A 25,897-nucleotide genomic window follows, 5' to 3' on the forward strand; every position below is an offset into this window, starting at 1 on the left:
AAATATTTGAAAAATGATTGAGATACATATTGGACATTTGTTATAATTTAACTTATGACATTTATAGTTGATACGTATCAACAAATTGAAACAATCTAGTAAATCTAATTATACTAACCTTTATCAGAAAAATAAATTGTTTTTGGAAAAATGTAATCTAACATTTGGTAAAATAAGTATAAATATGATGGCGATATCAATAATAGATAGGAAAGTTAATCAATCGTTTTTAGGAGTGTGACAATGAAAAACGCACTAAAGCTGTTTAAAACAGATTTAAAGAAAATTGCTAAAACACCAGCAGTTTGGATCATATTAGTGGGATTAGCCATATTACCCTCATTTTATGCGTGGTTTAACTTATGGGCAATGTGGGATCCATATGGAAATACAGGCCATATTAAAGTAGCGATTGTCAATGAAGATAAAGGTGACAAAGTTAGAGGGAAAGAGATTAATGTAGGTAATAAAATGGTACAAACCCTCAAGAAAAATGATAGCTTTGATTGGCAATTTGTTAGCCGTGAAAAAGCAGATCATGAAATTAAAATGGGGAAATATTATGCAGGCATATACATACCGAGCAAGTTTACACATCAAATTACGGGAACATTAAGGAAACACCCTGAAAAAGCGGATGTCGATTTCAAAGTCAATCAGAAAATCAATGCGGTTGCGGCGAAATTAACAGATACAGGTTCTTCATTAGTGGTAGAAAAAGCTAATGAACAATTTAATCAAACCGTGACGAAAGCACTACTATCAGAGGCGAATAAAGTAGGTCTAAAAATTGAAGATGAAGTGCCAACAATTAATAAAATAAAAAATGCAGTCTATGCAGCAAATCAGTCACTACCAGAAATTAATAAGTTTAAAAATAAAATCATCTATTTAAATGAACACCAAGATGACCTTGATCGCTATGCGAATCAATTTAGAAATTTAGGTAATTATAAAGGTGATATTTTAGATGCACAAGAAAGATTAAATCAAGTTAATTCATCAATACCAGCATTAAATGAAAAGGCCAAATTAATAATAGCGCTGAATAATTATATGCCTGATATTGAAAGAGTACTAAATGTAGCAGCGAATGATGTACCAGCACAATTTCCTAAAATCAATAGAGGTGTCTCTATAGCGGGACAAGGTATTGATGCTGCGAACGACCAACTCACAGATGCTAAAGGATTTTTAACACAAGTTCAAAATCGAGTTGGTGATTATCAAGATGCAGCAGGACGTGCCCAAAATGTAAATAATGATGTTAACCAAGGTTTACGTCAGCAAGGTGCGCGTCAACAAAGTGCTCATAATAAACAACACGACGAGGGACATAGTTATCAATCTGGAATCAAGACGCAATCATTAAGTACTTCCGGTGATAATGAAAGTAACCAGTCAAATGAGCTAGTAAGTTCAAATGATGTTAAATCAATGAATACAGCATTGACTGAATCATTATTATCACTTTCTAATTTAAGTGATGTTCAGGCCAAAGCATCTCAAAAAGATATGGATGCATTGAAACATATCTCATACGGTATTTTGGCATCAGACAAACCGACTGAGTTTAAAGAACCGTTAGAAAATGTATCATCTCGTTTAGAAAATGCTACGAAATATAATCAACAATTTATTGATATATTATCAGAGCTTGAGAAAAACGAAGATGTTGATTTATCAAAAGAAATTAAGCAAATAAAAAAAGCCAATAATCAACTCAATGATCAGTTGAAAACAACCAATCAATTAATCGATGCCTTATCAAATGGTAGTTCTGGTAAATCAGAAGCGATAAATGTGTTGAATAAAATTGGTGATACGAATAAGACATTAAGTCAATTCCGTACTTATGTTAAGAAAGAATTAAATCAAAGTTTATTAAACATTTCGAATGATATTACGTCACAATTGGCATCAGGTCAACAAGCATTATCAACCGTTCAATCTAAATTAAATTCAATCAATCAGGTGATTGATTCAGGACAAAGTATATTAGATAGTGGTAAAAAACGTATTGATCGTATTCAAACAGCATTACCAGGTATAGAACAAACGTATATTAGCGCAATGAAAACAGCGCAAGATTACTTCCCTACAGTGAAGAAAGATGTAGCTAAAGCGGCAGACTTTGTGCGTAATGACTTACCTGGATTAGAACAACGTCTAGCGAATGCTACTCAAGCAGTCAATGACAATTTACCATCATTATTTAGTAAATATGATAATGCGGTGAATTTATTAGATGAGAACCAACCAAGAGCTAAAGAAGCACTGTCAAATTTAGCGGATTTCTCAGAAAATAAATTACCAGGTGTTGAGAAAGATTTGAAGAAAGCCAATAAAATATTTAAACAATTAGATAAAGACGATGCGGTAGATAATTTAATCGATGTATTGAAAAATGATTTGAAAAAGCAAGCTGATGTCATTGCACATCCAATAAATAAAAAGACAACGGACGTGTTCCCAGTTAAAGATTATGGTTCAGGAATGACACCGTTTTATACAGCCTTATCCATATGGGTAGGTGGGTTGTTAATGGTTAGTTTATTATCCGTAGATAACAAACATGAGTCTTTAAAATCAATACTTAGTCCTAGAGAAATCTTCATGGGTAAAGCAGGCTTCTTCTTCCTACTAGGTATAGTGCAAGCATTAATTGTATCAATTGGAGACTTAGTTATATTAAAAGCAGCCGTCGAGTCGCCAGTATTATTTGTGACGATAGCAGTGTTCTGTTCACTGGTATTTAACTCAATTATTTATACTTGTGTATCGTTATTAGGAAACCCAGGTAAAGCGATTGCGATTATTTTCTTAGTATTACAAATCGCAGGTGGTGGCGGTACCTTCCCAATTCAAACGACGCCTAAGTTCTTCCAAACGATATCGCCATATTTACCATTTACGTATGCGATTGATGCTTTACGTGAAACGGTAGGGGGTATTGTTCCAGAAATATTAATTACAAAAGTGATTATCTTAGCATTATTTGGATTAGGATTTATCATAGTTGGTGTTATTTTAAAACCAATCACAGATCCATTGATGAGAAAAGTTTCATCTAAAGTTGATGAAAGTAATGTAACAGAATAAAGTGAATGAGTTTCTAGCACTTAGGCATTATATGTATGCCTTAAGTGCTAGAATTTTTTTATGTAATATACATTAAGACACGAGTTATACACAAAAAAATATATTCTTGAGTGATATTATAATAAGTGAATACATTTAAGGAGCGTGTGTAGTATATTACTGGACAAACAATTATCGTTGATGGTGGTATGAGATTCCACTAGATTAGTTAAAGGTATTTAGAAGAAATTTTGATTCAAATCAGACTCATGAATCATTGAGTGTTTAATAAAAAAAGACAGGATAAGGCATTCAGCTCAAGTAAGAGCCAATGAGAATGACTTAATCCTGTCTTTTATATTATTCTGATTTGCTTTGTTTGTTTGAAGTGCTATTGTTTTGAGCTGAGCGATTTGCATTATTATTGTTATTTGATCCTTGGCCACCTTGACCGCCTTGACCTTGTGCTGATTCAGTACTTGCCTTTGGTTTATTTACTGGTTCAGATTGTTGTGTACGTGCCGGCTGATTATTACTTTTTTGTGCCGGTTGATTTGACGGTTTAGATTGAGCTGATTGGCTAGGTAACGTCTGATGATTAGCTTGGGATGATTTTTGAGTTGGTTGTTGATTAGCTGAATGATTGGAACTGTTTACATTATTTTGTTGTGAATTCGTAGGCTCAGCTTGAACAGATTCTTGATTTGTTGTAGTTTTTTCCGCTTTATCTTTTGATGCTTTCTTTTTATCTTTTTCCTCAGTTTTATGTTCGGCTTTATGAAGAGATGATTTATTTTGGTGTGTCAAAGCTGCAAAAACAGAAAATCCTAAAGCTAATACAAGTGCAAAAATAACAATGCTTGCTAGTAATTTCTTCAAAAGTGTATCCTCCATTAACTTCGATAATCATTAACTATATTATAATCAAATTTTTGAATAAGAACACAACATTTAACGATATTTTAAAATAATAGGAAAGTAAGTGACATATATGAGTGTATTAACTAATGAACAAAAGGTCGAAATTTTATCAGAAATTGTGGCTATCCCTTCAGTCAATGATAATGAATTAGCTGTAGCACAATATTTAGCCCAATGGCTTAATCAATATGATATTGACACACACATTGATTATATTTCAGGTCAACGTGCAAATCTCATCGCAACCATAGGGTCTGGTAAACCAGTAGTTGCTGTATCAGGACATATGGATGTTGTAAATGAAGGGAATCATGATGATTGGACATCGCCACCATTTGAATTGACTGAACGAAATGGTCATTTATACGGACGAGGCGCTGCGGATATGAAGTCGGGATTGGCTGCCTTAGTCATCGCAATGATTGAAATTAAAGCAAGTGGACAATTAAAAAATGGTACCATTAAATTATTAGCAACTGCTGGAGAGGAAATGGAACAAGCAGGATCAGAACAATTATATCGTAAAGGTTACATGGATGATGTCGATGCTCTAGTCATCGCAGAACCATCTTATCCAAGTATTGTATATGCTCATAAAGGATCAATGGATATTAAAATCACATCTAAGGGTCGTTCAAGTCATAGTTCTACACCTTTTATGGGAGAAAATGCAATTACACCACTCATTGAATTGATTCAAAATATTAATCAAGCATATGAAGACATTACCCAAAGTATAAAAGGGACGGCGCTAGATTATGGTAATATGGTCAATCAGATGGCTGATCAATTGCCTAGTTTTGTAAGTAAAGACGAAGTTCAAACTAGAATTCAAGGACTTGTAATGACCAATAGCATGATTAATGGTGGTTCTCAAGTCAATTCTGTCCCTGATCATGCAACTGCAACATTCAATGTTCGTACGATTCCAGAATATGATAATACAAAAGTTAAAGCACTATTCGAGAAATATATCAACGAAGCGAATCAAAGAGGGGCACATCTAACTCATGACATCTATTTAGATCTTGACCCAGTTGTAACAACGGGCGACAATCACTTATTTAAATTAGGGCATCAACTGGCTCAAACATATTTTGATTCTTCTGCTTTGATAGATACACCAACAGTTGCCGTTACGGATGCATCTAATTTATTAAAAGGTAAAAGCGAAGCATTTCCATTCTTAATGATAGGGCCAGGTCAAGGACCACATCAAATAGATGAATGTGTTAATAAAGTTCATTATTTAAAATTTATCGATTACTATATTGAATTACTACTGACTTATCTAAATGAAAATTGATAAGACATGTAAGATAAAATATTAAATTCAATCATAAATTAGATATGACAAAACTGTAAGGGCTATTACTTTTAATTGTATGTCTTTAGTTGATGACGTATAATTTAGAAGACCCATAAGCAAAGAAGCTGTGGGTAAAGAAAGAGAGGATACGTTATGAATAAAAAGACAAAATCAATCATTGCGTCTACATTAGCTTTCGGTACATTATTAAGTGCATCAGCGAGTGTAGCGCCAGTAATAAATCATACGGCACATGCATCAACAACACAGCAACACCAATCAGCTTACTATACTTATAAAGGTAACGCAGGTTATGATGCGAAGTTTACTTTAGATAAAAATTTCAAAAATGCGATCAAAGCTGGCAACGTTACATTTAATGGTATTAAAATTGCACCAACTCAATCAACTCAAACAGTAATCAAATCAGACCAATTATTCCGTCAATATGATAAAAAATCTAAAAAAGCTTCATTAGTCGATATTCCATTGAAAAAGCAATTGAAGTTAACAGATTTACAAAAATCTTATGGTAAAGATTTGAAAAAAGTAGATAATGGTAAAAATAATACAACTGGTATTTATTACTACCAACCTAAGAAAAATGGCGAAGCAGTATGGTTCGATGCATCAAAAGGTAAAATCGACCGCATTGTCATTGGCTATGAAAAAACCAAAGTAGCGATTCAAAAAGATAAAACGATGGATAAAATTAAATAAGATAGAATGATATGAACAGACGTCCTTATATAGGATGTCTGTTTTTTGATAGATTTAATTATGAATTTAGTCTAATTGGACATTTAAAACAACATTCGATCAAAGTGAATATTGGTGATGAAATAACGGATAACGTTATGATAGGTCTTTGTGGAAATTCAGGTAATTCGTCAGAGCCTCATATTCATTTTCAAGTTAGTAATCAACCTAGTTTATTAGAAGGGTAATCACTCAAAGTTAATTTTGAAAATAATAGGACACCTATCAAAGGTGAAACGATTCGCAGATAAAACAGTTTGGTAAATTTAATATATTATATTACAAAACACAACGTATATGTATTGGATTTTATGTAATTTTCATTTACTTTTTACAAAAATATAAATAGTATGAGTAGAGGTTAAAATTTAAACATATACGGAGGATTAATATGAAACGATTGTCTAAAACTATCATTTCTAGTATTTCAGTAATAGCTATAAGTAGTTCATTTTATAGTGGACAAGTAAATGCAAAGAATGATCATTCAACAAATCAAAATAAATTAGAAATTAAGGATAAGAATAAAGCATTTCAGGCATTAAAATTATTACCCAATGATAAAAATGCTAAAAAGCAATTTAAGCACTATAAAACAGTCGACGTCAATACAGATCAATTAGGCTACACGCACTATACATTACAACCAAAGTTTAAAAATGCATATGTTCCTGATAGAGAAGTTAAAATACATACTAATCCTCAAGGTAAGGTTGTACTTATCAATGGTGACACAGGTGGTAGTGAAATAAAACCTAGCAATACTGTTCAAATCCATAAAAAGGAAGCTATCGATAAAGCATTTGAAGCTATTTCAATGTCATCTGACAAAGCTAAAAACTTTAAAAATGATGTTATTAAAAAGAATGACATTCAAATTAGTGGTCAAAATAACAAATATGTTTATCAGGTTGAAATTGTAACGACCTCTCCAAGAATATCTCATTGGACTATTCAAGTTGATGCTGAGACTGGTGAAATCGTTAATAAACTAAATAATATCCAACATGCACATACTGAAGGTAATGGTAAAAGCGTATTAAACAAAACGAAAAAAATTAATATTAATAGTAATGATGATAGCTATGAATTGAAAGATGTGACACATAAGGGAAATATTTCAGCTTATGATTATAATGATGAGGATAGCAGTTCAAAACTAATGACTGATAAAGATAAAGATTTCATAGACAAGTCACAACATGCTGGTGTTGATGCGAACGATTATGCTAAAGATGTGTATGATTACTATAAAAATAAATTCGGTCGAGAATCATATGATGATAAAGGGAGCCCTATCGATTCATTAACTCATGTGAATCAATTTGAAAATGAAGATAATCGTAACAATGCTGCTTGGATTGGCGATAAAATGATTTATGGAGACGGAGACAATGATAATTATTTACCATTCTCTGGTGCTAAAGATGTGGTAGCTCACGAAATTACACATGGTATAACTCAAGAAACAGCCAATTTAGTTTATGAAAATCAATCCGGTGCATTGAACGAAAGTTTCTCAGATGTCTTTGCATACTTTATTGATAGTGATAATTTCTTAATTGGTGAGGATATATACACACCTAATGTTAAAGGTGATGCATTAAGAAGTATGTCTAATCCTGAAAAGTATGATCAACCTGCGCATATGAAACATTACTCTAAAACACAAGAAGATAATGGTGGCGTGCATACTAATTCAGGTATCCCTAATAAAGCTGCATATTTAACGATAAAACGTATTGGTAAAGATAAAGCCGAACAAATTTATTATAGAACGTTAACACAATATTTATCTTCTAATTCAAATTTTGAAGATGCTAAAGAATCATTACATCAAGCCGCACTTGATTTATATGATAAATCTACAGCAGATAAAGTTAATCAATCATGGGAAGATGTTGGCGTTTAAACTATCAAGCCTTTCACTGAGATAAGCGCAGTGGGAGGCTTGTTTTATGGGGTGACACTTAGGGTTGTCTAACGTTAGACAACGAGCAGTCTAATTTTTGGGAGATAGTTAATAGTCAAATGATTAAAATGAACTACCGTATTTGTTTTGCAAAATAATAATTTACATAAATTTAAAATTAATAGCATTGTTTTTATTCGTGAAAATAGTAATGTTGTATGTATATTGTATATGAGGAGATACAACATTGAAAAAGTATTATTTAATATCGATTTTGTCTTTTATTTTATTTTTGTTAGTTAGCACGTTGGTATATCGGATGGATTTAAAGCAAGAGGCACAAGTTGTAGCAGTAGGCGATAATTTAATACATCCTAATGTATATAAGGATGCACTTGAATCAGATGGTGTTACATATCATTTTAACCCTATGTATCAACATATAAAAAAAGATATTCAAGCGGCAGATATTGCTTTTATCAATCAAGAATCTCCAATTGGTGGAGATCATAGCCCTTATCATGGATTTAAACGATTTAACACACCTAGGGATATTTCAGATAGTTTGGTAGAAACAGGGTTTAATTTTATTAATGGAGCTAATAACCATGCATTTGATCAAGGTGACGAAGGACTGAAATATCATATTCAACAATGGGATAAATATAAAAGTAAAGTGTTGTTTACAGGTGTTTATGATACGCAAAAGGATCATGATCAGGTGGCTGTCAAAAAGATAAACGGTATCAATATAGCACTGCTTAGTTATACATTTGGTACTAATGGAATTAAGCCTAAACATCAATACGAAATCAACTATTTTGATGACAAACAAATTAAGAAGGATATACAACAAGCCAAAGAAGTAGCGGATGTCATATTTGTATCGGCACACTGGGGGAATGAAGGCGCTCATCAACCTAATCCAATACAACGAAAATATGCAAAGTTATTTGCTGATGAAGGGGTGGATGTTGTACTAGGTACACATCCACATGTTATACAACCCGTTGAATGGATCAAAGGTAAGGATCATCATCGTACCTTAGTCGCTTATTCCCTAGGAAATTTCTTGAATGGACAGGAAACTGGAAATGAAAGTAATGACTTACTCGGTAGAATAGAATTTAAAATAATAAAAACGCCTAAAGCAGTAAAAATTGAAAACGTTAAATGGCGAAGTATGGTTAATTATTATGAATTAAGTAATATATACAACAAAAACAGTAAAGTGAACTTTAAAATATATCCATTAAAGGATATTGATGAACGTTTAATCAGTAAACATGGTCGAAATTATGACCCGAATTCTGAAATGAGCAAATTGCGATTACAACAAATAACTAAAGAGGTTATTAATGAAAGATTTTTAGATGAAGACAGTTTATAAAAAATACGTTAGCTTCTGAAATCAATTGTGTTACTAGAAATATTTAACACACTGTTACCTAACAACATCGTTAAATGTTTCATGAGAAACATTGTAAATGATATTCATTATATTAATGATGTATACAACAATAAATCATTTTTACTCCTTTAATGCCCGTAAAATCAATAGAATGGGTAATAGGATCATATTAATACAATGCATAAATAAACAATTTATTGAATTTATATTTACTATGTTGTAAGATGTTATCAAGGAGTTGATGACATGAGCAAGTTTAACTTTGAAGGTAAATGTTTATTAAAATCGACCGATTATTCTAAAGATGAATTGAATTACATCATAGATAGGGCACAACAATTAAAAGCAGAAAAGAAAAATAATCAATCACATCAATTATTAACAAATAAAAATATAGCCATTATATTTGAAAAACCATCTACACGTACACGAGCAGCCTTTAGTGTTGCGGCCCACGACTTAGGTGTTCAAGTAGATTACTTTGGACAGGGAGAGATTCATTTAGGTAAAAAAGAGAGTATATATGACACGGCAAAAGTTCTAGGAAGTATGTATGATGGTATCGAATTTAGAGGACATGATCATAATGATGTTGAAACACTAGCCCAACATGCAAATGTACCTGTCTGGAATGGTTTAACTAATGAATGGCACCCTACTCAAATGTTAGCGGACTTTATGACATTAAAAGAAGAGTGGGGGACGTTAAAAGGTAAGACATTAACATATATTGGAGACGCTCGAAATAATGTAGCGAATGACTTGTTAGTTACAGGGGCGTTATTAGGTGTCAATATGAATATTGTGGCACCAGAATCTCGTTTGCCGGAATCGTCTGTGGTAACAATGGCTAACGATTATGCACAACAAACAGGCGCAACGATTCAAATCAGTAGTGATATTGAAAAGAGCGTTTATCAAACGGATGCTATTTATACGGATGTTTGGTTTTCAATGGGAGAACCAACAGATGTTATAGAAGAAAGAGTTAAGGTATTACAACCTTATCAAATCAATATGTCATTAATTCAAAAGATTCAAAATCCTGATGTGAAAGTACTGCATTGTTTACCAGCTTTCCATAATACACAAACTCAAGTAGGTAAAGAGGTCTACGAAAAATATGGATTATCGGAAATGGAGATCACAGATGAGGTCTTTAATAGTCCTTATTCTATAGTTTTTAAACAAGCAGAAAATCGTTTGCATTCTATTAAAGCTGTAATGGCATTAACTTTAGGTGGCATAAAATAAGAGATTACAAATGAGGTGTTATGCATGATTATAGAAGTCTCTAAAGCATTAAAGTCATTTCTTTATGATAACTATGAAATAGAAATAGGCGAAATAGCGAGCAAGCAAATTATTGACCATATTTACCCTATGATAGAAAATGAAATACACGAAGATATGAAAATGGAAATTCAAAACGAAACTATTAATGATGTTATAGCAAAGTTAGAATCTGAAAAGATAATTAATCAAAAATGAATAAAGAGGTTGAGACAAAAGTGTTTAGGATTTGAGCAGAACCTAACGATGAGCAAAATGGTTTTCCCAATTTTGTCGAATCGTGAGCGTTCCTAGAGCACCAAAACTTTGCGTCTCAACCTCTTTTATATTCTATTATTTATTTTGTGAAGCAAATGCTTTAGCAATATCACTTAATTTAGCTGGCGCGTCTTCAACTGCCATTTTCACTTCAACAAAGTGCATGCAGTCACCATTTGCATTGATTTTTTCAAATGTTTCTTTTAATTCATGTGATGTATTAACATCATGGACGACTACATTGTCTCCGCCAAATACTGCAGGGAGTGCTTTGTAATCCCACATGTGAATATCATTATATGGTTCTTTCATACCATGAATTAAACGTTCCACTGTATAACCATCATTGTTAACTACAAATATAATTGGTTTCAATTGTTGTCTGATCATTGTTGATAACGATTGAACCGTCAGTTGTAAAGAACCATCTCCGATAAGTAAGACATTACGTCTATGTGGTGCAGCGATTTCTGTACCTAATGTTGCAGGTAATGTGTAACCGATAGACCCCCATAAAGGCTGTCCAATAAAGGTATTGTCTTTATATAAAGCTAAATCATAGGATCCAAAGAATGAAGAACCTTGTTCAGCAATTAAAATATCATCCAGTTGTAGGAAGTCTTGCATCATTTTGAAATAAGTTGCTTGAGTTAATGGTTCATGATCGATTTGATAGTTTTCTCCTTGTGGTCGTTGATATTTTGGAAACTCAGATTTGTTTTTATAAGAAATTGTCATTAAGCCATTTAAAAGATGAGGTAGTGCAACTTGTTCAGTGATTGTTTCATTCATTTTAAAATAGTTATGATTAATCATCACAACATCATCGATATCAAATTCAAATGAGAAACCGGCTGTCGCTGAGTCAGTCAATTTCGCACCTATATTTAATATGGCATCACTTTGATTAACATAGTTTTTAACATTTTCTTCGGCGATACTGCCATCGAAGATACCAAGATAATGTTCGTTTTCTTCATTAAAAGCGCCTTTACCAAGAGAAAGTTGTGCGACAGGAATATGAGTTTGATTTACAAATTGTTCTAATTCAGAATGCAAACCAAAGCTATTAATTTCATGCCCTGTAATAATCACAGGTTGTTTAGCAGAATGTAATTTATCTTCAATCATTTGAATATAGCGAGATACATCTTGATCATCACGTGTTTCAGGTTGGAAAGGCTTAGCCACGTCGATTTCAGTCATTGCAACATCGATTGGCAAATGTAAATGAACTGGACGACGTTCGTTGATCGCTGCTTGAATAAGTCTAGGAATTTCAGTTGTTGCATTTTCTGGCGTAATATATCCTTGCGCAGTTGTTATTGGTTCAAACATTTTTCTATAATCATCAAATGTACCTTCACCTAAAGAGTGATGAACATATTTTCCAGCTGACTCAACAGCACGAGTGGGTGCACCAGTAATTGCAATGACAGGTACGCGTTCAGCATAGGATCCAGCAATGCCGTTAACAGCACTCAATTCTCCGACCCCAAACGTAGTAACTAATGCACCTAATCCATTAATTCGAGCATAACCATCGGCGGCATAGCTCGCATTTAATTCGTTAGTATTACCAATCCACTCTACTTGGTCATGAGAAATAATATCGTCTAAAAAGGCTAAATTGAAATCACCAGGGACACCGAATATTTTATCTACCTCTGCAGCATTAACTGCATCCATTAAATATTGTCCTACACGTTGTTTCATTATGCATACCACCTTTGTTTATGTATTTGCATTTTACAATTAAAAGATAACTTTTTGTGGAAATAAAGTCAATCAACTTGACCTTTTGGAAAAGTTTAGCATGACTAAAATAGGAAACTTTATTATAATGAACCTTAAATATTAGAAAAGGAAAGAAAGTACATGTCGACAAATAAAAATGATTATGAACATATGTTATTTTACTTTGCTTATAAAACCTTTGTTACGACAGCGGATGACATTATCGAACAATACGGTATGAGTCGCCAACATCACCGTTTCTTATTTTTTATCAATAAATTACCGGGAATTACGATAAAAGAGTTACTTCAAACATTGGAAATATCAAAGCAAGGTTCTCATGCCACACTGAGAACATTAAAAGAAAAAGAGCTTATTATAGAGCAAATATCCGAACAAGATCGTCGTGTTAAACAGCTATTTGCTACAGAAAAAGGTAATGCGTTAATTAATGAGCTCAATTACGCACAAGATCATCTATTACAAACGATTCAACAAAAAGTAGGAAACAATTGGTACGATATCATGGAAGCGTTAGCCAACCAAAGAGATGGCTTCAAACATATTGAACATTTAAAAAGGCAAGATTAACTTATACTTTTACTAATTTTCCCTGTTGCATATGATGCAATAGGGGATTTTTATGAAATGTAATGAGAAAGTCTAAATGTTAAGTAATAATGTTGGGAATATTAACATCATACATACTCTTTTTTAAATTTTTGTTAATAATGTAATAAATAGTTGTTATATTAAATAAAATTATTGCTATTTACAATGGATAAGTTAACATAGGATAAAAGCATTTTATTTTAAGGAGTTTATGAATGAAAAGATATGTAACTAAAAAAAGCTAAACCAATTGTTAAAATTACGTTAGGTTTAATCACTGCGTCAATTAGTTTAGGAACAATAAGTGTCGTGACTCAACAAGCCACTGCCCATGCTTCTACTTTACAAACGACTTACAACCATACGAGTGCTCAAAATCAAACACGAACATCATCAACAACACCTCATATATCCCAGTCTAAGAAAGCTGTGAAACGTGTCACAACAACAGTTAAGGCGCCAACTACAGTGAAAACGACGACTAAAGTAGCAGCTATTAAGCAACCAACTCAAACAGTCAAAGCGGTATCTGTTTCAGCTCCTAAAACAAATCAAACATCTACGATTAAAACAAGCACGAGTCATACACAAAAACCAACATCAGCAAAAGCACCTACGTCTATACATCCTAAAAGTGGAACAACAAGTACGAAATCCTCAACAAACCATGCGACAACAAAATCACCTATAACAAAGCCAACAGTATCAAAGACATCAACAACGAAACCAACAAATACGACACAACATACAACTACAACACCATCAAAATCAACAACGTCAACGAAAACATCTACAACGACGCGTCCACCGAGCCAGAAATCGAAGACGGTATCCAAGACATCAACAAGTACTGCCAAAGCACCTACGACATCTACATCACGATCAAGTACTAAACCGTCAACGACGACTGTTTCATCAACGAAACCAGTAACATCGACAACATCAACTACAACACCAAAAAGCGCAAATTCGAAAGAAACTACAATACCTGCGATAGGTACAAATACGGATGTTAAACCTATCAAACCGATTGAAAGTGCACACAAAGATTATTACACTTCAATGACCCAACTTGAACGAGAAACTAAAGAAGGCATAGATTGGAAGAAAGAAACCCGTGACCAAGGTAGTCAAGTTCTGATAGTAGCACCTCATGGAGGTAATATAGAACAAGGTACGTCTGAGTTAACAAAGTTACTTGCACAACAAGGTGGTTATGATTATTTTTCTTTTGAAGCTATAAGACCATCTAATAATACACAATTGCATGTGACGTCGACACATTATGATGATCCAACTTTACATCAAATGGTTGAAGGACGATCGGCTACCATTTCCATACATGGAGCTAAAGGAGACGACCCAATTGTATTCTTAGGCGGCGCTAAGTCTGACCTAAGAGATGAGATTCAATCACAATTGGAAAGTAGAGGTTTTACTGTACAAGTTCCACCTGAATATTTAGGCGGATTAAATGAGAATAATTTCATTAATAAAAATGAAAATAGTACTGGCGTGCAATTAGAGTTAACGACCTCATTACGAAAAGCGTTATTTAATAATCAAGATATGAGTACATCATCACGAAAAAATGAAGATAATTGGTCGCCGTTAATGTATCAATTTGCAGATGCTTTGCATATGGCAATATCTAAAACTACGGATACATCAACACATTAAAATCAACGTGTTGAGTGTATTGAAAAAAGAATGTTGGCGATATATATTAAATTTAATTTATGTTTTTTCAATCCATTGATAATAAGGTTTTTAAAATTGTTGAAAAAAAGTGTATAATTATGTCATAAGAATTTCAAAGCGATAGTTGAAATGAATAATCGAAAAAGGAGTTTTTATGATGAAAAAATTCGCTATATTATTAACTTTAGTCGGTGCAGGCTACTATGCATTTAAAAAGTATCAAAACCATGTAAACCAAGCACCTAATATTGAATATTAATATGTATCATGAATAAATAGATGCATACATTAAAATAAACCGAGATGAGTCACGCTCATCTCGGTTTATTTAATATCAAAGCTTATTTTACGTCATTAGCAAAGAAATCAAAGATGTTTTTCGCACTATCTGTATTTTCTTTATTTCCTTTGAATTGATTAGATCCAGGACCATAGGCATACGTATTTACATCTTCACCAGTATGACCGTAAGTAGTCCAACCTGTATGAGATGCATCATTAATAGGTTTTTGAATTGCATCTTGAAGACGTGTCGTTTGTTCTACAACTTTTGGATCTTTTTCATCTTTGCCTGATTTTGTTAATTTCTTCAGCTTTTTAGCTTCTTTTTTAACTTTATCAAGTTGTTCTTTAGGGAAGTCAATGCCATAGCCATCATTGATTACTTTTTCAGGATCTTTACCAGCAGCAATTTCTTTTGTCATATACATACCAGAATGTTTCATTTGATGAATTGATTGAGGATTCCATTTGTAATCTTTACCTTTACCGATGGTCATACCACCTGTAGAATGATCTGCTGTTGCTACAACAAGTGTATCTTTATGTTGTTTAGCATAGTTAATCGCGTTTGAGAAAGCTTTATCAAACCCTTGCATTTCAGACATTACACCCGTAACATCATTTGGATGTGCAGCTTTGTCGATAGACGCACCTTCTACCATTAAGAAGAATCCTTTATCGTTCTTTTCAAGTTTACTTAAAGCGCTGTTTTCCATATCTACTAATAATGGGTTACTTTCTGGTGCATCAATTTGAAGTGGCATATCTTTCTCAGAGAATAAACCTAACACCTGATTGCTCTTTGATTGATTCAGTTCATTTTTATTAGAAACCACATCGTAACCATCTTTTTTGAATTTTTGATCTAAATTCCCATTTTCTTTGCCAAAATATTTAGAACCGCCACCTAAAATGACATCTACTTTATGTTTGCCGTTAATTTTATCGTTATAAAATTGTTTCGCAATTTCATCTTTTTTATCACGAGAATCAACATGAGATGCATAAGCTGCAGGGGTTGCATCAGTGATTTCTGCTGTAGATACAAGGCCCGTAGATTTACCTTTTTCTTTTGCACTTTCTAATACAGTTTTCACATTATTTTTATTAGCATCGACACCAATGGCACCATTGTATGTTTTATGACCTGAACTAAACGCTGTAGCACCTGCCGCAGAATCTGTCACGTTTTCTTTAGGGTCATTAGGATAAGTACGGTTAGTACCCTTTAAATATTTATCAAATGTAGTGGGTTTCATCGATTTAGCTGAGGGATCGTTTTGATAATAACGATACGCAGTGTTAAATGAAGGACCCATTCCATCGCCAACTAAGAAAATGACATTTTTAGGGTTTTTAGTATTACCGAAAGCAATAGCATCATCATTACTTTGTTTTTTGTCGTCCTCTGTATTTGTCCCAGAAGCTAAAGATACATTCGTACTACTTAATAATGTTGCAGCAATGATACTACCTGACAATAAGTATTTAGTATATTGATTAAATGATTTCATTTAAAAAGCCCCCTAATATATGTATGAACGTATTACAATTTAAGTATAAGCAAGGCATTTTGATTAAATATGTGGTTCTTGTAAATAGATTGTAAACATGGGTAAAAGGGGATTTTATGAACGGATGATTCATAACAAATGTACTTTTAATAATAAACATGTAAAATAGATATTAAATAGAGTATAGCAAGAGAGAAATTGGAAGCCATTTTGACACCATGGAAACTCATGCTTAAAATAAACGAGGTGAAAAAATGATATTTGTTATGTTATCTCCGTTATTCATCATAGGTTTTATTGCATTAAGTATTTATGAAGAAAAAAGAAGAAAGAAGAATGAAGCTGCTAAAAAAGCATCAAATGATACTCAAACTGATTCAAATCAATCACAACATCAAGATAAATCTATGTAACGCAACGAAAGGTGTATCTCAATGAAGATTTTGATAGTAGAAGATGACTTAGTCATTGCAGAAAGTTTAGCAAATGAACTTAAGAATTGGAACTATGACGTTAAGTTGGCAAAACAGTTTTCTCATATTTTAGATGATTTCAAAAGCTATCTACCTGACTTAGTACTACTAGATATTAATTTACCTACTTTAAATGGATTCCATTGGTGCCAAGAAATTAGAAAAATATCAAACGTACCTATTATATTTATCAGTTCACGGACGGATAATATGGATCAAATTATGGCGATTCAAATGGGTGGCGATGATTTTATTGAGAAACCATTCAATTTATCATTAACAGTTGCAAAAGTACAAGCTTTATTACGACGAACTTATGATTTAGCTGTATCCAATAACGAATTAAATGTTAAAGGATGTCAACTGATTGCTGATGAGGCAAAGTTAATGTTCCAAGGTGAGGTGACACAACTGTCTTTAACGGAACTTCAAATCATTAAACTGTTGTTTCAAAATGAAGGGAAATTTGTGAATCGAACAGCTCTGATTGAAAAATGTTGGGAATCAGAAAATTATATTGATGATAATACTTTGGCAGTGAACATGACTCGATTACGAAAAAAATTAAATCAAATTGGCTTAACAGATTTTATTGAAACGAAGAAAAATGTGGGTTATAGGGTGTAAATAAGATGTTACTAACGTTTATTAAATCAATTAAAAATGAAATAGCGATTGTTACTTTCATATCCTTACTATTTGTACTCATTTTCTTCGTTTTTTCACTCCCTAAAAGTGCGTTAATACTAGGTGTAGCAATCATTTTATTTATTATGTGTATTTATTGGTGGATCAGTTATTTAGGTTTTCAAAAAGAAGAAAGACTTAAAGAAAAAGTAGTGTCACTCGAAGAAGAACTATTTGAAATGAAAAACAAGCAAATTGAATATCGTAAAGATGTTGAAAGTTATTTCTTAACCTGGGTACATCAAATCAAAACGCCTATCACTGCATCGCAACTATTACTAGAGCGTAATGAACCTAATGTTGTCAATCAAGTGAGACAAGAAATTGTACAAATTGATAATTATACCCGCTTAGCACTCAGTTATTTAAAACTACTTAATGAAGCGTCTGATATGACAATCACCGAGGTGACTATAGATGATTTAATTAAACCCTTAATCATGAAATATCGTATTCACTTTATAGAACAACACACTAAAATTCATTACCAATCTATTGATAATAGCGTCTTAACAGATGCACAATGGACTTCAATATTGATAGAACAGATACTAAATAACGCATTAAAGTATGCACGTGGAAAAGATATATGGATTGACTTTGATTCAACTTCTCAACAATTATGTATTAAAGATAACGGTATTGGTATTAGCCAAGCAGACTTGCCGAAAATCTTTGACAAAGGATATTCTGGTTACAATGGTAGCCTCAATGACTCCTCAAGTGGCATTGGATTGTTTATCGTTAAACATATTGCGCAACATCTGAATTTAAATGTTGAAGTGACATCAGAATTGAATAAAGGCACACAATTTACAATTAGCTTTCCAATGCAAAGCTAACTTTCAAAATTGTAAGATGGCCAACAAGATTTGTAAGAAATTATAAATGTTGTTGGTCCTTTTTTAATATAAAATAGAGTTGGTATTAGAAAGGAGCGTCCATATGTTACTAGAAGTCAAACATGTCAAAAAGGTATTTGGAAAGGGTTTAAATAGAACTGAAGCCTTAAGCGATATGAATTTATTAGTTGATACTGGTGAGTTTGTAGCCATTATGGGTGAATCAGGATCTGGTAAATCTACATTATTACAACTGATTGCTACATTTGATCAATTAACGGAAGGTACCATTCAATTGAACGGTCAATCCCTAGCGTCATTGAAACAAAGAGATATTGCTCAATTTCGACGAGAACAACTAGGATTTGTCTTTCAAGAATTTAATATTTTAGAATCAATGACAAATAAAGATAATATTTTAATGCCGTTGGTCTTAAGTAATCAATCTGTTCATACGATGCAAGAACGTATAGAGAAAGTGAGTCGACAACTTCATATTAGTGACATCTTAAATCAATTTCCAAATCAAATTTCTGGTGGACAAAAACAACGCGTTGCTATAGCACGTGCGCTTATTACACACCCTAAACTTTTATTAGCGGACGAACCAACGGGGGCGCTTGATTCAAAAAGTTCGAAACAGTTAATGCAATTATTTCAACACCTCAATCAACAACAACAAACGATTTTAATGGTTACGCATTCTAATATTGATGCGTCATATGCCAACCGTGTTGTTTTTATTAAAGATGGCCGTTTATATCACGAGATATATCGTGGCGAAGAAAGCCAGATAGCATTTCAAAAGCGAATTGCTGATAGTTTAGCAATCATAAATGGAAGGGAGTAAATCACGTGCCCCTAACAATGATTTGGACAATAGTGAAACGTCATTTTGTAACTCAACGGCATATCATTATACCTTTTATTTTGTCTTCCAGTACGATATTTGCGATTGAATACATATTATTATCGCTAACTACAAACACATATATTCAACAACATCAACAATTACTAGGTGTTTTTGCAATAATTGGAAATGTATTTATGTCATTATTAGCTATCATATTTATCATTTATGCGAATCAATTTGTTATAAAACAACAACAAAAGACATATTCACTTTATATTATTTTAGGTATGGAAAAAACGTCATCTTAGCATCATGATATTCATAGAATCCTTCGTAAAATATTGTATTATCTCATTATTGAGTATCGTTGGAGGATATTTATTCGGCGCACTATTATTTATGTTCATTCGTAAGGTAACGACAGGACGGGAAGGGTACCTAAGTGCCTATCCATTTGATTTTAAAGCTATGTGGATAACATTGCTATTATTGTCAATTGTCATGATATTTTTATTAATTATTAATATATTTAAAGTCACTATGCAAAATCCAATGCAATTAATGAATAAGAAGGCATATCGTGATTATCGATTTCAAAATGTATTCAATTATAGTTTATTAATGATCGGTGTTTTATGTGTTGGCAATGGTTATCGTATAGCCTTGCAAAATAATACGCCAATAGAGTCGATTTTGGCATTATTTGCTGCTATCTTTTTTGTGTTTATAGGTACCTATTTATTATTTATTTCATTAAGTGTTTTACTCATTGAAAGGTTACAAAAGTTGCCTAAGTTTTACTATCGACCTAAACGATTCTTTTTGATATCAGGATTAAGGGCACGTATGAAATCGAACGCAGTAGGGTTAGCAAGTATCGCGATTTTATGCACGTTTTTGATTGTTACTTTAGGGATGACCGTCACAACATACAGAAGTATGGGTGAGAATGTTCGTAATATGTGGAAAAATCAATACCTTACCAGTGTTGAAGGTGATTTTCATCATGATGAAAAGGTAGCTCAAAAGGTTAAAGCAGTAACCAAAGATATTAAACAAAATGTACATTCAGATACACCGAAAATCTATACTCAATCCATGTTTAATGTGCTTTTAGATAAGCATTCGGATTATCGGCGTTTACTCAAACCAAGTAACACACCAAACAAGTTCAATATTGATCCTTGGAGTACTAAAAATGTATTTATTACGATTATGACATTGAATGATTATAACCAATTTAATCGCCCGCTACATTTAAAATCAAATGAAATCGGTGTGAACACGAGCATGCAAATGCTGGATTTGAATGACAAATTAGTACTAAGAGGAAGATCCTTTAATATTAAACCAGTTGAAGAAACCAATGTGAATTCTATAAGATTTAGTGAAAACATTAATTTAATCGTTAAAAATGACAAAGAACGCGATCAAATCATCCAATATTATACTAAAACATCATCCAAAGCTGACGATCAAGTGACTCACACGATGGTTGAATTTAATGCGTATGATTTAAAAGGGAAAGACACACCGGATATTCATAAAATTGAACAAAAATATCATATTAATATCACTAGCTATGAATCATTTCGTAAAATGTTTTATAACTTCAATGGTGGCTTAATATTTGTTGGAAGTTTAGTTTCTTTCATTTTATTGATTGGTATATTCTTAATGATTTACTATAAGCAAGTATCAGAAGCACAAGAAGATGTTGATCATTATGTCACAATGGCACATCTAGGATTAGATAATGATGATATCAAACAAATATTAGATCAACAGTTAATTTGGTTATTCAGCGTTCCGTTCATTGTAGGTATACTCCATACAGTGGTTGCCTCAAAAATAATATATAATGTACTCGGATTATTTGGAGAAGTTAGTAGAGGTATATTTATAATTAGTTTTTTAAGTGTGGTAGTTATAGTAAGTGTACTTTACCTATTTATGTATAAAATGACTTCCTATTTATACTTAAATTATGTAAATCAATTAAAAAAATAAAACTTATAAACTACTGGTATAATAGGAAAAATAAAACTATTAGCGATTTAATTTTATAATTTAAGCATACATGGTATTTCAATTGGGTAATGATAAAGAAACAAAGAAAGAGGTGTAATTTAATGAAAAGGACAATTGAACGGATCCTTGCTTGGTTAGGGATCATTACTCAATTATTTATATTATTAGGTTTAGGCATTGGTACCATGTTTGGTGGTACAAGCGAAGTGCAAAAAGAAATTAAACGACAGGCTAGAGAACAGGCGGCTTCAAATCCAGCCGTGGACTCATCGTCACATATGTCTGAGTTATTACCATCAATACTTAAAGTTGGACTTATTTATGGTTTAGTTATTTTAGTGATTGCACTTATTGCGACATTACTAATTAAGAAAAAAGCGAAATTAGCAGGTGTTTTACTCATCATTGCTGCTGTACTTTCATTAGTAATAAACTGGATTGCTGCTTTATTCTGGATTATTGCAGGTATTATGTTATTAGTTAGAAAAAATAAAGATAATCATGATATCAAGGATAAAGACAGTGCCCACAACAAACATTCAAAGGATAAGCATCATGATAAAGCAGACCATTTAAATGATGACAATCGTAAACATCATCACGATGTAGAAGATAGACATGATCGTGATGTAGAAGGAAGAGACGCACGTAACGGATTCGATGCAGATCGCAGAGATGACAATCGTCGTGATACAGACCATCATGATGTAGACCGTCGTGATGCTAATCATCAAGACACAGATCGTCGATTCGAAGATACAGAAAGAAGACATGATCGTGATGTAGAAAGAAGAGACGCACGTAACGGATTCGATGCAGATCGCAGAGATGACAACCGTCACGGAGCAGACCATCATGATGTAGACCGTCGTGATGCTAATCATCAAGACACAGATCGTCGATTCGAAGATACAGAAAGAAGACATGATGATCGTAACGTAGAAGGAAGAGACGCACGTAACGGATTCGATGCAGATCGCAGAGATGACAACCGTCACGGAGCAGACCATCATGATGTAGACCGTCGTGATGCTAATCATCAAGACACAGATCGTCGATTCGAAGATACAGAAAGAAGACATGATGATCGTAACGTAGAAGGAAGAGACGCACGTAACGGATTCGATGCAGACCGCAGAGATGACAATCGTCGTGATACAGACCACCATGATGTAGACCGTCGTGATGCCAATTATCAAGACACAGATCGTCGATTCGAAGATACAGAAAGAAGACACGATGATCGTAACGTAGAAGGAAGAGACGCACGCAACGGATTCGATGCAGATCGCAGAGATGACAATCGTCGTGATACAGACCATTCTCAAGACCATTTTGAAAATGAAACACATAATAAAGATAACTTCGTTGATAAAGTAACACGTCGCTTCAAGAATGATGATAAGAAATAACTATAAGTAGTAGATTTTATGCTTTACCTTGAAGGGAACATTTCATTGTTCCTTTCAAGGTTTTTTATTTGAGGAACAATTTCTATATGCGCAACTAATTATTTTAAAAAAGTAATTGTGAATACATGTTATTTGTCAAATGTAATCAATATCGTTATTATGAATTGATATTGACTTTTTTCATTGAAAAGGTTTGAAATTTCTCTATAAGTCTATAATATAATTTGCGTGCAAATTATTTTAAAAATTTCAAAGATAGATAACATGATTTTAATCATTGTAAAAAAGAGATGATTATATTGTTTTTTTGAATCATATATTTTAAAGAAAGGAGGATTCATCGATGTATACAGTAGGGTTGGTACCATCGCCTGGTGTTGCGCATGAGCATGTGACGAAGATTATTCCCAAAATCAAACAATTGCTGACAGAAAGGATTAATGATGATAGTCAGTGGAACTTTGATGTTCAAGAGGATTTAATTATCGGTTCAGCAGAAGATGTACACGAGAGCGTTGATAAAGCAGAACAAATTAAAAATGAAAAACATTGGGATTTCGCAATATGTGTTACGGACCTTCCTAGTATTTCTGGAAAAAAGGTAGTCGTTAGTGATTTCAATAACGAAAAGCAAGTCGCAATGTTATCATTACCTTCATTGGGTGCGATTGATTTAAAAAGAAAGTTGATTAGTAGTATTACTACGATGATTGAGCAACTTTATTATAATGAACCATTATCAAAGACGAGCACCCATCCATTCATTCATTTAAAATCGGTAGAACCCGAAGAAGACGAATCTCCCAAGAGGCGATATATTAATACATTAATGATTATAAGTTGGATTCAGTTAATTTGTGGTTTGACGCGTGCTAATAAACCATGGAAAAATATTTTTAATTTCAAAAAAATTATTTCAGTTGCCTTTGCTACAGGGACATATGTGTCTATTTTTTCTATGCCGTGGGAGCTTAGTGTGATTTACTCACCTATCAGATTTATTGTATTAATGATTATTTCTATTGTAGGTATGGCATGTTGGCTGCTATATGCGCATAAATTGATTGAAAGAAAAACAGCCAAATCGCAAAGAACGTATAGATGGATATACAATGCCACAACGATGTTGACACTGATTGTGATTACGCTAATCAATTATTTCATATTGTATTTATTATTAATTATAAGTATCACATTATTTGTACCAGTGAGTTTATTTAATAGTTGGACTAGTGCACAAGCAGAATTTACTTTTATGAATTATGTTAAATTAATTTGGTTTGTATCATCACTAGGCTTATTAGCTGGAGCAATGGGATCTACAGTAGAAGATGAAGAGAAAATAAGAAAGATTACGTATTCATACCGTCAATACCATCGTTATAAGGAAGCACAAGAAGAAAAAGAAGAGCAAGAACAACAACATGATCCATCACAACAAGAGGTTGAAAGACAGTCTACTAGTGATGATAGTGATGACGATGTATATGAAGAAAAGAAACAAGACCATAGAGAGGAGGGTCATTAATGTCTGAAAGAAAGGTCATTGGTTTAGTTGTAGCACCTGGTGTTACTGAAAAACTAGCAGAGAATTTAATGGAAGATATACCTGACATTTTATCAGAACAACACAATAATCAAATTGAATGGGAAATTGATTTAGTTGTTGACCCTCTAACCGGCTATGCGGAAAGAGTAGAAGAAATATTTAAAAAGGTACAAGCGTATCATGATGAACGAGAATGGGATTACGTATTAGCTATTACAGACTTACCGATATTTCACCACAGACGCGTCATGGCACTGGACATTAATATGAGAAACGGTGCAGCTATCTTCTCATATCCTGCGTTTGGTTGGAGACCAGTTAAAAAAAGATTTAAAAACGCGATTGTTACAATCATTAATGAAGTCCATCATGCAGAGCAAGACCACCGTAATTATGATGATAATGATTATATCGAACAAAGTGTTAAACAACAGTTTCCACTTTCTAAAATAGACAAGACACAAGTGTATTTAGATGACACAGATTCAAAACATATACGATACTTATCTAGTTCTAGATCAAGAGGCATGTTTAGATTAGTCAGTGGGATGACATTTGCCAATAATCCGTTAAATATGATGGCGAGTTTAAGTAACATTGTTGCCATTGCTTTTACTACTGGTGCGTTTGGTTTAATATTTACAACAATGTGGCAAATGGCTAATAATTTCTCAATGTGGCGATTATTTGGGATTTCTATTATTGCGATACTAGGTATGTTGCTATGGGTTATGATGTCACATGACCTATGGGAATCCACAAAGCAGAGTAGTAATAAAAGAATTACACTTTTATATAATTTAACTACAGTGATGACACTCTTGATTGCAGTTATCATTTATTATATTATCCTGTACTTAATGTTTTTATTTGCAGAATTAGTTCTTTTACCAGCCGATTTCTTAGGCCAACAAATTAGTCTTAAAGGACCAGCTGGCCCTGACTTATATCTAAGTATTCCATGGTTTGCAGCTTCAATATCAACTGTAGCAGGTGCCATTGGTGCAGGTTTACTTGACGAAGAACTAATCAAAGAAAGTACGTATGGATATCGACAACGAATTCGATATGAAGATACACATAAAAAGCAATAATATATAACCTGGGACGTTTGGTATGTCTCAGGTTATTTTTTATAGAATAGATTTATTTAGAAAACCTTACCTTACTATTTCACAACCTTCACCTAATTATTTCCTTAAATATTAAAATATTAAATTTTAAAAATTGTATTGAAAAGATAGTCTTTTTAGAAAAAGT

At 32.9% G+C, this 25,897-nt stretch carries 23 protein-coding genes; 20 read left to right on the forward strand and 3 right to left on the reverse strand.

Going from position 1 to position 25,897, the window contains the following annotated elements; translation table 11 throughout:
• The first annotated feature begins 243 nt into the window (after nt 1-243).
• On the forward strand, nt 244-3,102 hold the full coding sequence (locus tag ssp1_RS01175) for a YhgE/Pip domain-containing protein (RefSeq protein ID WP_075778266.1): 2,859 nt from the start codon (nt 244-246) through the stop codon (nt 3,100-3,102).
• 339 nt (nt 3,103-3,441) lie between these two features.
• Here ssp1_RS01175 and ssp1_RS01180 read toward each other — a convergent pair whose 3' ends face one another.
• The gene (locus ssp1_RS01180) at nt 3,442-3,960 is read right to left on the reverse strand and encodes a hypothetical protein (protein WP_075778265.1); all 519 of its coding nucleotides are present in this window, start codon (nt 3,958-3,960) and stop codon (nt 3,442-3,444) included.
• Between the two features lie 112 nt (nt 3,961-4,072).
• On the opposite strand from ssp1_RS01180, the gene ssp1_RS01185 reads away from it, so the two are divergent.
• From ssp1_RS01185 to ssp1_RS01215, 7 genes are all read left to right on the forward strand, one after another.
• Nucleotides 4,073-5,308, forward strand: a complete 1,236-nt coding sequence (locus tag ssp1_RS01185) for an ArgE/DapE family deacylase (RefSeq protein ID WP_002452048.1) — start codon at nt 4,073-4,075, stop codon at nt 5,306-5,308.
• Nucleotides 5,309-5,464: 156 nt separating this feature from the next.
• On the forward strand, nt 5,465-6,031 hold the full coding sequence (gene isaB, locus ssp1_RS01190) for an immunodominant staphylococcal antigen IsaB family protein (RefSeq protein ID WP_002452049.1): 567 nt from the start codon (nt 5,465-5,467) through the stop codon (nt 6,029-6,031).
• 11 nt (nt 6,032-6,042) lie between these two features.
• A complete protein-coding gene (locus tag ssp1_RS12145) occupies nt 6,043-6,258 on the forward strand; it encodes a M23 family metallopeptidase (protein WP_171970120.1) in 216 nt (71 codons plus the stop codon).
• Between the two features lie 203 nt (nt 6,259-6,461).
• Nucleotides 6,462-7,982, forward strand: a complete 1,521-nt coding sequence (locus ssp1_RS01200) for a M4 family metallopeptidase (protein WP_075778263.1) — start codon at nt 6,462-6,464, stop codon at nt 7,980-7,982.
• A 247-nt stretch (nt 7,983-8,229) separates the two neighbouring features.
• Nucleotides 8,230-9,372, forward strand: a complete 1,143-nt coding sequence (locus tag ssp1_RS01205) for a CapA family protein (RefSeq protein WP_075778262.1) — start codon at nt 8,230-8,232, stop codon at nt 9,370-9,372.
• Between the two features lie 267 nt (nt 9,373-9,639).
• Nucleotides 9,640-10,647, forward strand: a complete 1,008-nt coding sequence (argF, locus tag ssp1_RS01210; RefSeq protein ID WP_075778261.1) for an ornithine carbamoyltransferase — start codon at nt 9,640-9,642, stop codon at nt 10,645-10,647.
• 24 nt (nt 10,648-10,671) lie between these two features.
• Nucleotides 10,672-10,884: a hypothetical protein gene (locus ssp1_RS01215; protein WP_049423190.1), complete on the forward strand. Its 213-nt coding sequence runs from the start codon at nt 10,672-10,674 to the stop codon at nt 10,882-10,884.
• Between the two features lie 135 nt (nt 10,885-11,019).
• Here the strand turns inward: ssp1_RS01215 and ssp1_RS01220 are convergent, their stop codons facing one another.
• On the reverse strand, nt 11,020-12,660 hold the full coding sequence (locus tag ssp1_RS01220) for an alpha-keto acid decarboxylase family protein (RefSeq protein WP_118828081.1): 1,641 nt from the start codon (nt 12,658-12,660) through the stop codon (nt 11,020-11,022).
• A gap of 162 nt (nt 12,661-12,822) precedes the next feature.
• Between ssp1_RS01220 and ssp1_RS01225 the strand changes: the two genes are divergently transcribed.
• From ssp1_RS01225 to ssp1_RS01235, 3 genes are all read left to right on the forward strand, one after another.
• Complete coding sequence (locus tag ssp1_RS01225; protein WP_002452056.1) at nt 12,823-13,272, forward strand: MarR family winged helix-turn-helix transcriptional regulator; 450 nt, start codon at nt 12,823-12,825, stop codon at nt 13,270-13,272.
• A gap of 330 nt (nt 13,273-13,602) precedes the next feature.
• Nucleotides 13,603-14,973: a poly-gamma-glutamate hydrolase family protein gene (locus tag ssp1_RS01230; RefSeq protein ID WP_240328892.1), complete on the forward strand. Its 1,371-nt coding sequence runs from the start codon at nt 13,603-13,605 to the stop codon at nt 14,971-14,973.
• A gap of 178 nt (nt 14,974-15,151) precedes the next feature.
• Nucleotides 15,152-15,253, forward strand: a complete 102-nt coding sequence (locus tag ssp1_RS01235) for an SE2200 family small protein (RefSeq protein ID WP_015364644.1) — start codon at nt 15,152-15,154, stop codon at nt 15,251-15,253.
• A gap of 82 nt (nt 15,254-15,335) precedes the next feature.
• On the opposite strand, the gene ssp1_RS01240 is transcribed toward ssp1_RS01235, so the two are convergent.
• Entirely contained in the window at nt 15,336-16,790 is a 1,455-nt protein-coding gene (locus ssp1_RS01240) for an alkaline phosphatase (protein WP_075778258.1), read from the reverse strand.
• A gap of 254 nt (nt 16,791-17,044) precedes the next feature.
• On the opposite strand from ssp1_RS01240, the gene ssp1_RS11875 reads away from it, so the two are divergent.
• The 9 genes from ssp1_RS11875 to ssp1_RS01275 all read left to right on the forward strand — a co-directional run bounded on the left by ssp1_RS11875 (nt 17,045) and on the right by ssp1_RS01275 (nt 25,731).
• The gene (locus ssp1_RS11875; RefSeq protein WP_002452059.1) at nt 17,045-17,203 is read left to right on the forward strand and encodes a hypothetical protein; all 159 of its coding nucleotides are present in this window, start codon (nt 17,045-17,047) and stop codon (nt 17,201-17,203) included.
• A gap of 21 nt (nt 17,204-17,224) precedes the next feature.
• Nucleotides 17,225-17,890 (forward strand): response regulator transcription factor, encoded by a 666-nt coding sequence (locus ssp1_RS01245; RefSeq protein ID WP_075778257.1) that lies wholly within the window; start codon nt 17,225-17,227, stop codon nt 17,888-17,890.
• A 5-nt stretch (nt 17,891-17,895) separates the two neighbouring features.
• On the forward strand, nt 17,896-18,792 hold the full coding sequence (locus tag ssp1_RS01250) for a sensor histidine kinase (RefSeq protein ID WP_075778256.1): 897 nt from the start codon (nt 17,896-17,898) through the stop codon (nt 18,790-18,792).
• A 103-nt stretch (nt 18,793-18,895) separates the two neighbouring features.
• Entirely contained in the window at nt 18,896-19,642 is a 747-nt protein-coding gene (locus tag ssp1_RS01255; protein ID WP_075778255.1) for an ABC transporter ATP-binding protein, read from the forward strand.
• Between the two features lie 17 nt (nt 19,643-19,659).
• Nucleotides 19,660-19,953 carry a hypothetical protein gene (locus tag ssp1_RS11990; RefSeq protein WP_240328893.1) on the forward strand — a complete coding sequence of 98 codons (294 nt, stop codon included), beginning with the start codon at nt 19,660-19,662 and terminating at the stop codon, nt 19,951-19,953.
• Nucleotides 19,954-20,125: 172 nt separating this feature from the next.
• Nucleotides 20,126-21,655 (forward strand): FtsX-like permease family protein, encoded by a 1,530-nt coding sequence (locus ssp1_RS01260; protein WP_240328894.1) that lies wholly within the window; start codon nt 20,126-20,128, stop codon nt 21,653-21,655.
• Nucleotides 21,656-21,777: 122 nt separating this feature from the next.
• Nucleotides 21,778-23,088 (forward strand): DUF4064 domain-containing protein, encoded by a 1,311-nt coding sequence (locus tag ssp1_RS01265; RefSeq protein ID WP_240328895.1) that lies wholly within the window; start codon nt 21,778-21,780, stop codon nt 23,086-23,088.
• 343 nt (nt 23,089-23,431) lie between these two features.
• Entirely contained in the window at nt 23,432-24,616 is a 1,185-nt protein-coding gene (locus ssp1_RS01270) for a hypothetical protein (RefSeq protein ID WP_049423172.1), read from the forward strand.
• Entirely contained in the window at nt 24,616-25,731 is a 1,116-nt protein-coding gene (locus ssp1_RS01275; RefSeq protein ID WP_002452066.1) for an MFS transporter, read from the forward strand. Before ssp1_RS01270 ends, ssp1_RS01275 begins: the two co-directional genes overlap by 1 nt.
• Nucleotides 25,732-25,897: the final 166 nt, after the last annotated feature.

It is taken from the genome of Staphylococcus sp. M0911 (assembly GCF_003491325.1).
Taxonomy (GTDB): Bacteria; Bacillota; Bacilli; order Staphylococcales; family Staphylococcaceae; genus Staphylococcus; species Staphylococcus warneri_A.

Excerpts from the sequence above, each read along its gene's own strand:
- ssp1_RS01175 (WP_075778266.1), top strand. The coding sequence starts at position 244 with ATGAAAAACGCACTAAAGCTGTTTAAAACAGATTTAAAGAAAATTGCT.
- ssp1_RS01185 (WP_002452048.1), top strand. The coding sequence starts at position 4,073 with ATGAGTGTATTAACTAATGAACAAAAGGTCGAAATTTTATCAGAAATT.
- isaB (WP_002452049.1), top strand. The coding sequence starts at position 5,465 with ATGAATAAAAAGACAAAATCAATCATTGCGTCTACATTAGCTTTCGGT.
- ssp1_RS12145 (WP_171970120.1), top strand. The coding sequence starts at position 6,043 with ATGAACAGACGTCCTTATATAGGATGTCTGTTTTTTGATAGATTTAAT.
- ssp1_RS01200 (WP_075778263.1), top strand. The coding sequence starts at position 6,462 with ATGAAACGATTGTCTAAAACTATCATTTCTAGTATTTCAGTAATAGCT.
- argF (WP_075778261.1), top strand. The coding sequence starts at position 9,640 with ATGAGCAAGTTTAACTTTGAAGGTAAATGTTTATTAAAATCGACCGAT.
- ssp1_RS01215 (WP_049423190.1), top strand. The coding sequence starts at position 10,672 with ATGATTATAGAAGTCTCTAAAGCATTAAAGTCATTTCTTTATGATAAC.
- ssp1_RS01220 (WP_118828081.1), bottom strand. The coding sequence starts at position 12,660 with ATGAAACAACGTGTAGGACAATATTTAATGGATGCAGTTAATGCTGCA.
- ssp1_RS01225 (WP_002452056.1), top strand. The coding sequence starts at position 12,823 with ATGTCGACAAATAAAAATGATTATGAACATATGTTATTTTACTTTGCT.
- ssp1_RS01235 (WP_015364644.1), top strand. The coding sequence starts at position 15,152 with ATGAAAAAATTCGCTATATTATTAACTTTAGTCGGTGCAGGCTACTAT.
- ssp1_RS01240 (WP_075778258.1), bottom strand. The coding sequence starts at position 16,790 with ATGAAATCATTTAATCAATATACTAAATACTTATTGTCAGGTAGTATC.
- ssp1_RS11875 (WP_002452059.1), top strand. The coding sequence starts at position 17,045 with ATGATATTTGTTATGTTATCTCCGTTATTCATCATAGGTTTTATTGCA.
- ssp1_RS01245 (WP_075778257.1), top strand. The coding sequence starts at position 17,225 with ATGAAGATTTTGATAGTAGAAGATGACTTAGTCATTGCAGAAAGTTTA.
- ssp1_RS01250 (WP_075778256.1), top strand. The coding sequence starts at position 17,896 with ATGTTACTAACGTTTATTAAATCAATTAAAAATGAAATAGCGATTGTT.
- ssp1_RS01255 (WP_075778255.1), top strand. The coding sequence starts at position 18,896 with ATGTTACTAGAAGTCAAACATGTCAAAAAGGTATTTGGAAAGGGTTTA.
- ssp1_RS11990 (WP_240328893.1), top strand. The coding sequence starts at position 19,660 with ATGATTTGGACAATAGTGAAACGTCATTTTGTAACTCAACGGCATATC.
- ssp1_RS01265 (WP_240328895.1), top strand. The coding sequence starts at position 21,778 with ATGAAAAGGACAATTGAACGGATCCTTGCTTGGTTAGGGATCATTACT.
- ssp1_RS01270 (WP_049423172.1), top strand. The coding sequence starts at position 23,432 with ATGTATACAGTAGGGTTGGTACCATCGCCTGGTGTTGCGCATGAGCAT.
- ssp1_RS01275 (WP_002452066.1), top strand. The coding sequence starts at position 24,616 with ATGTCTGAAAGAAAGGTCATTGGTTTAGTTGTAGCACCTGGTGTTACT.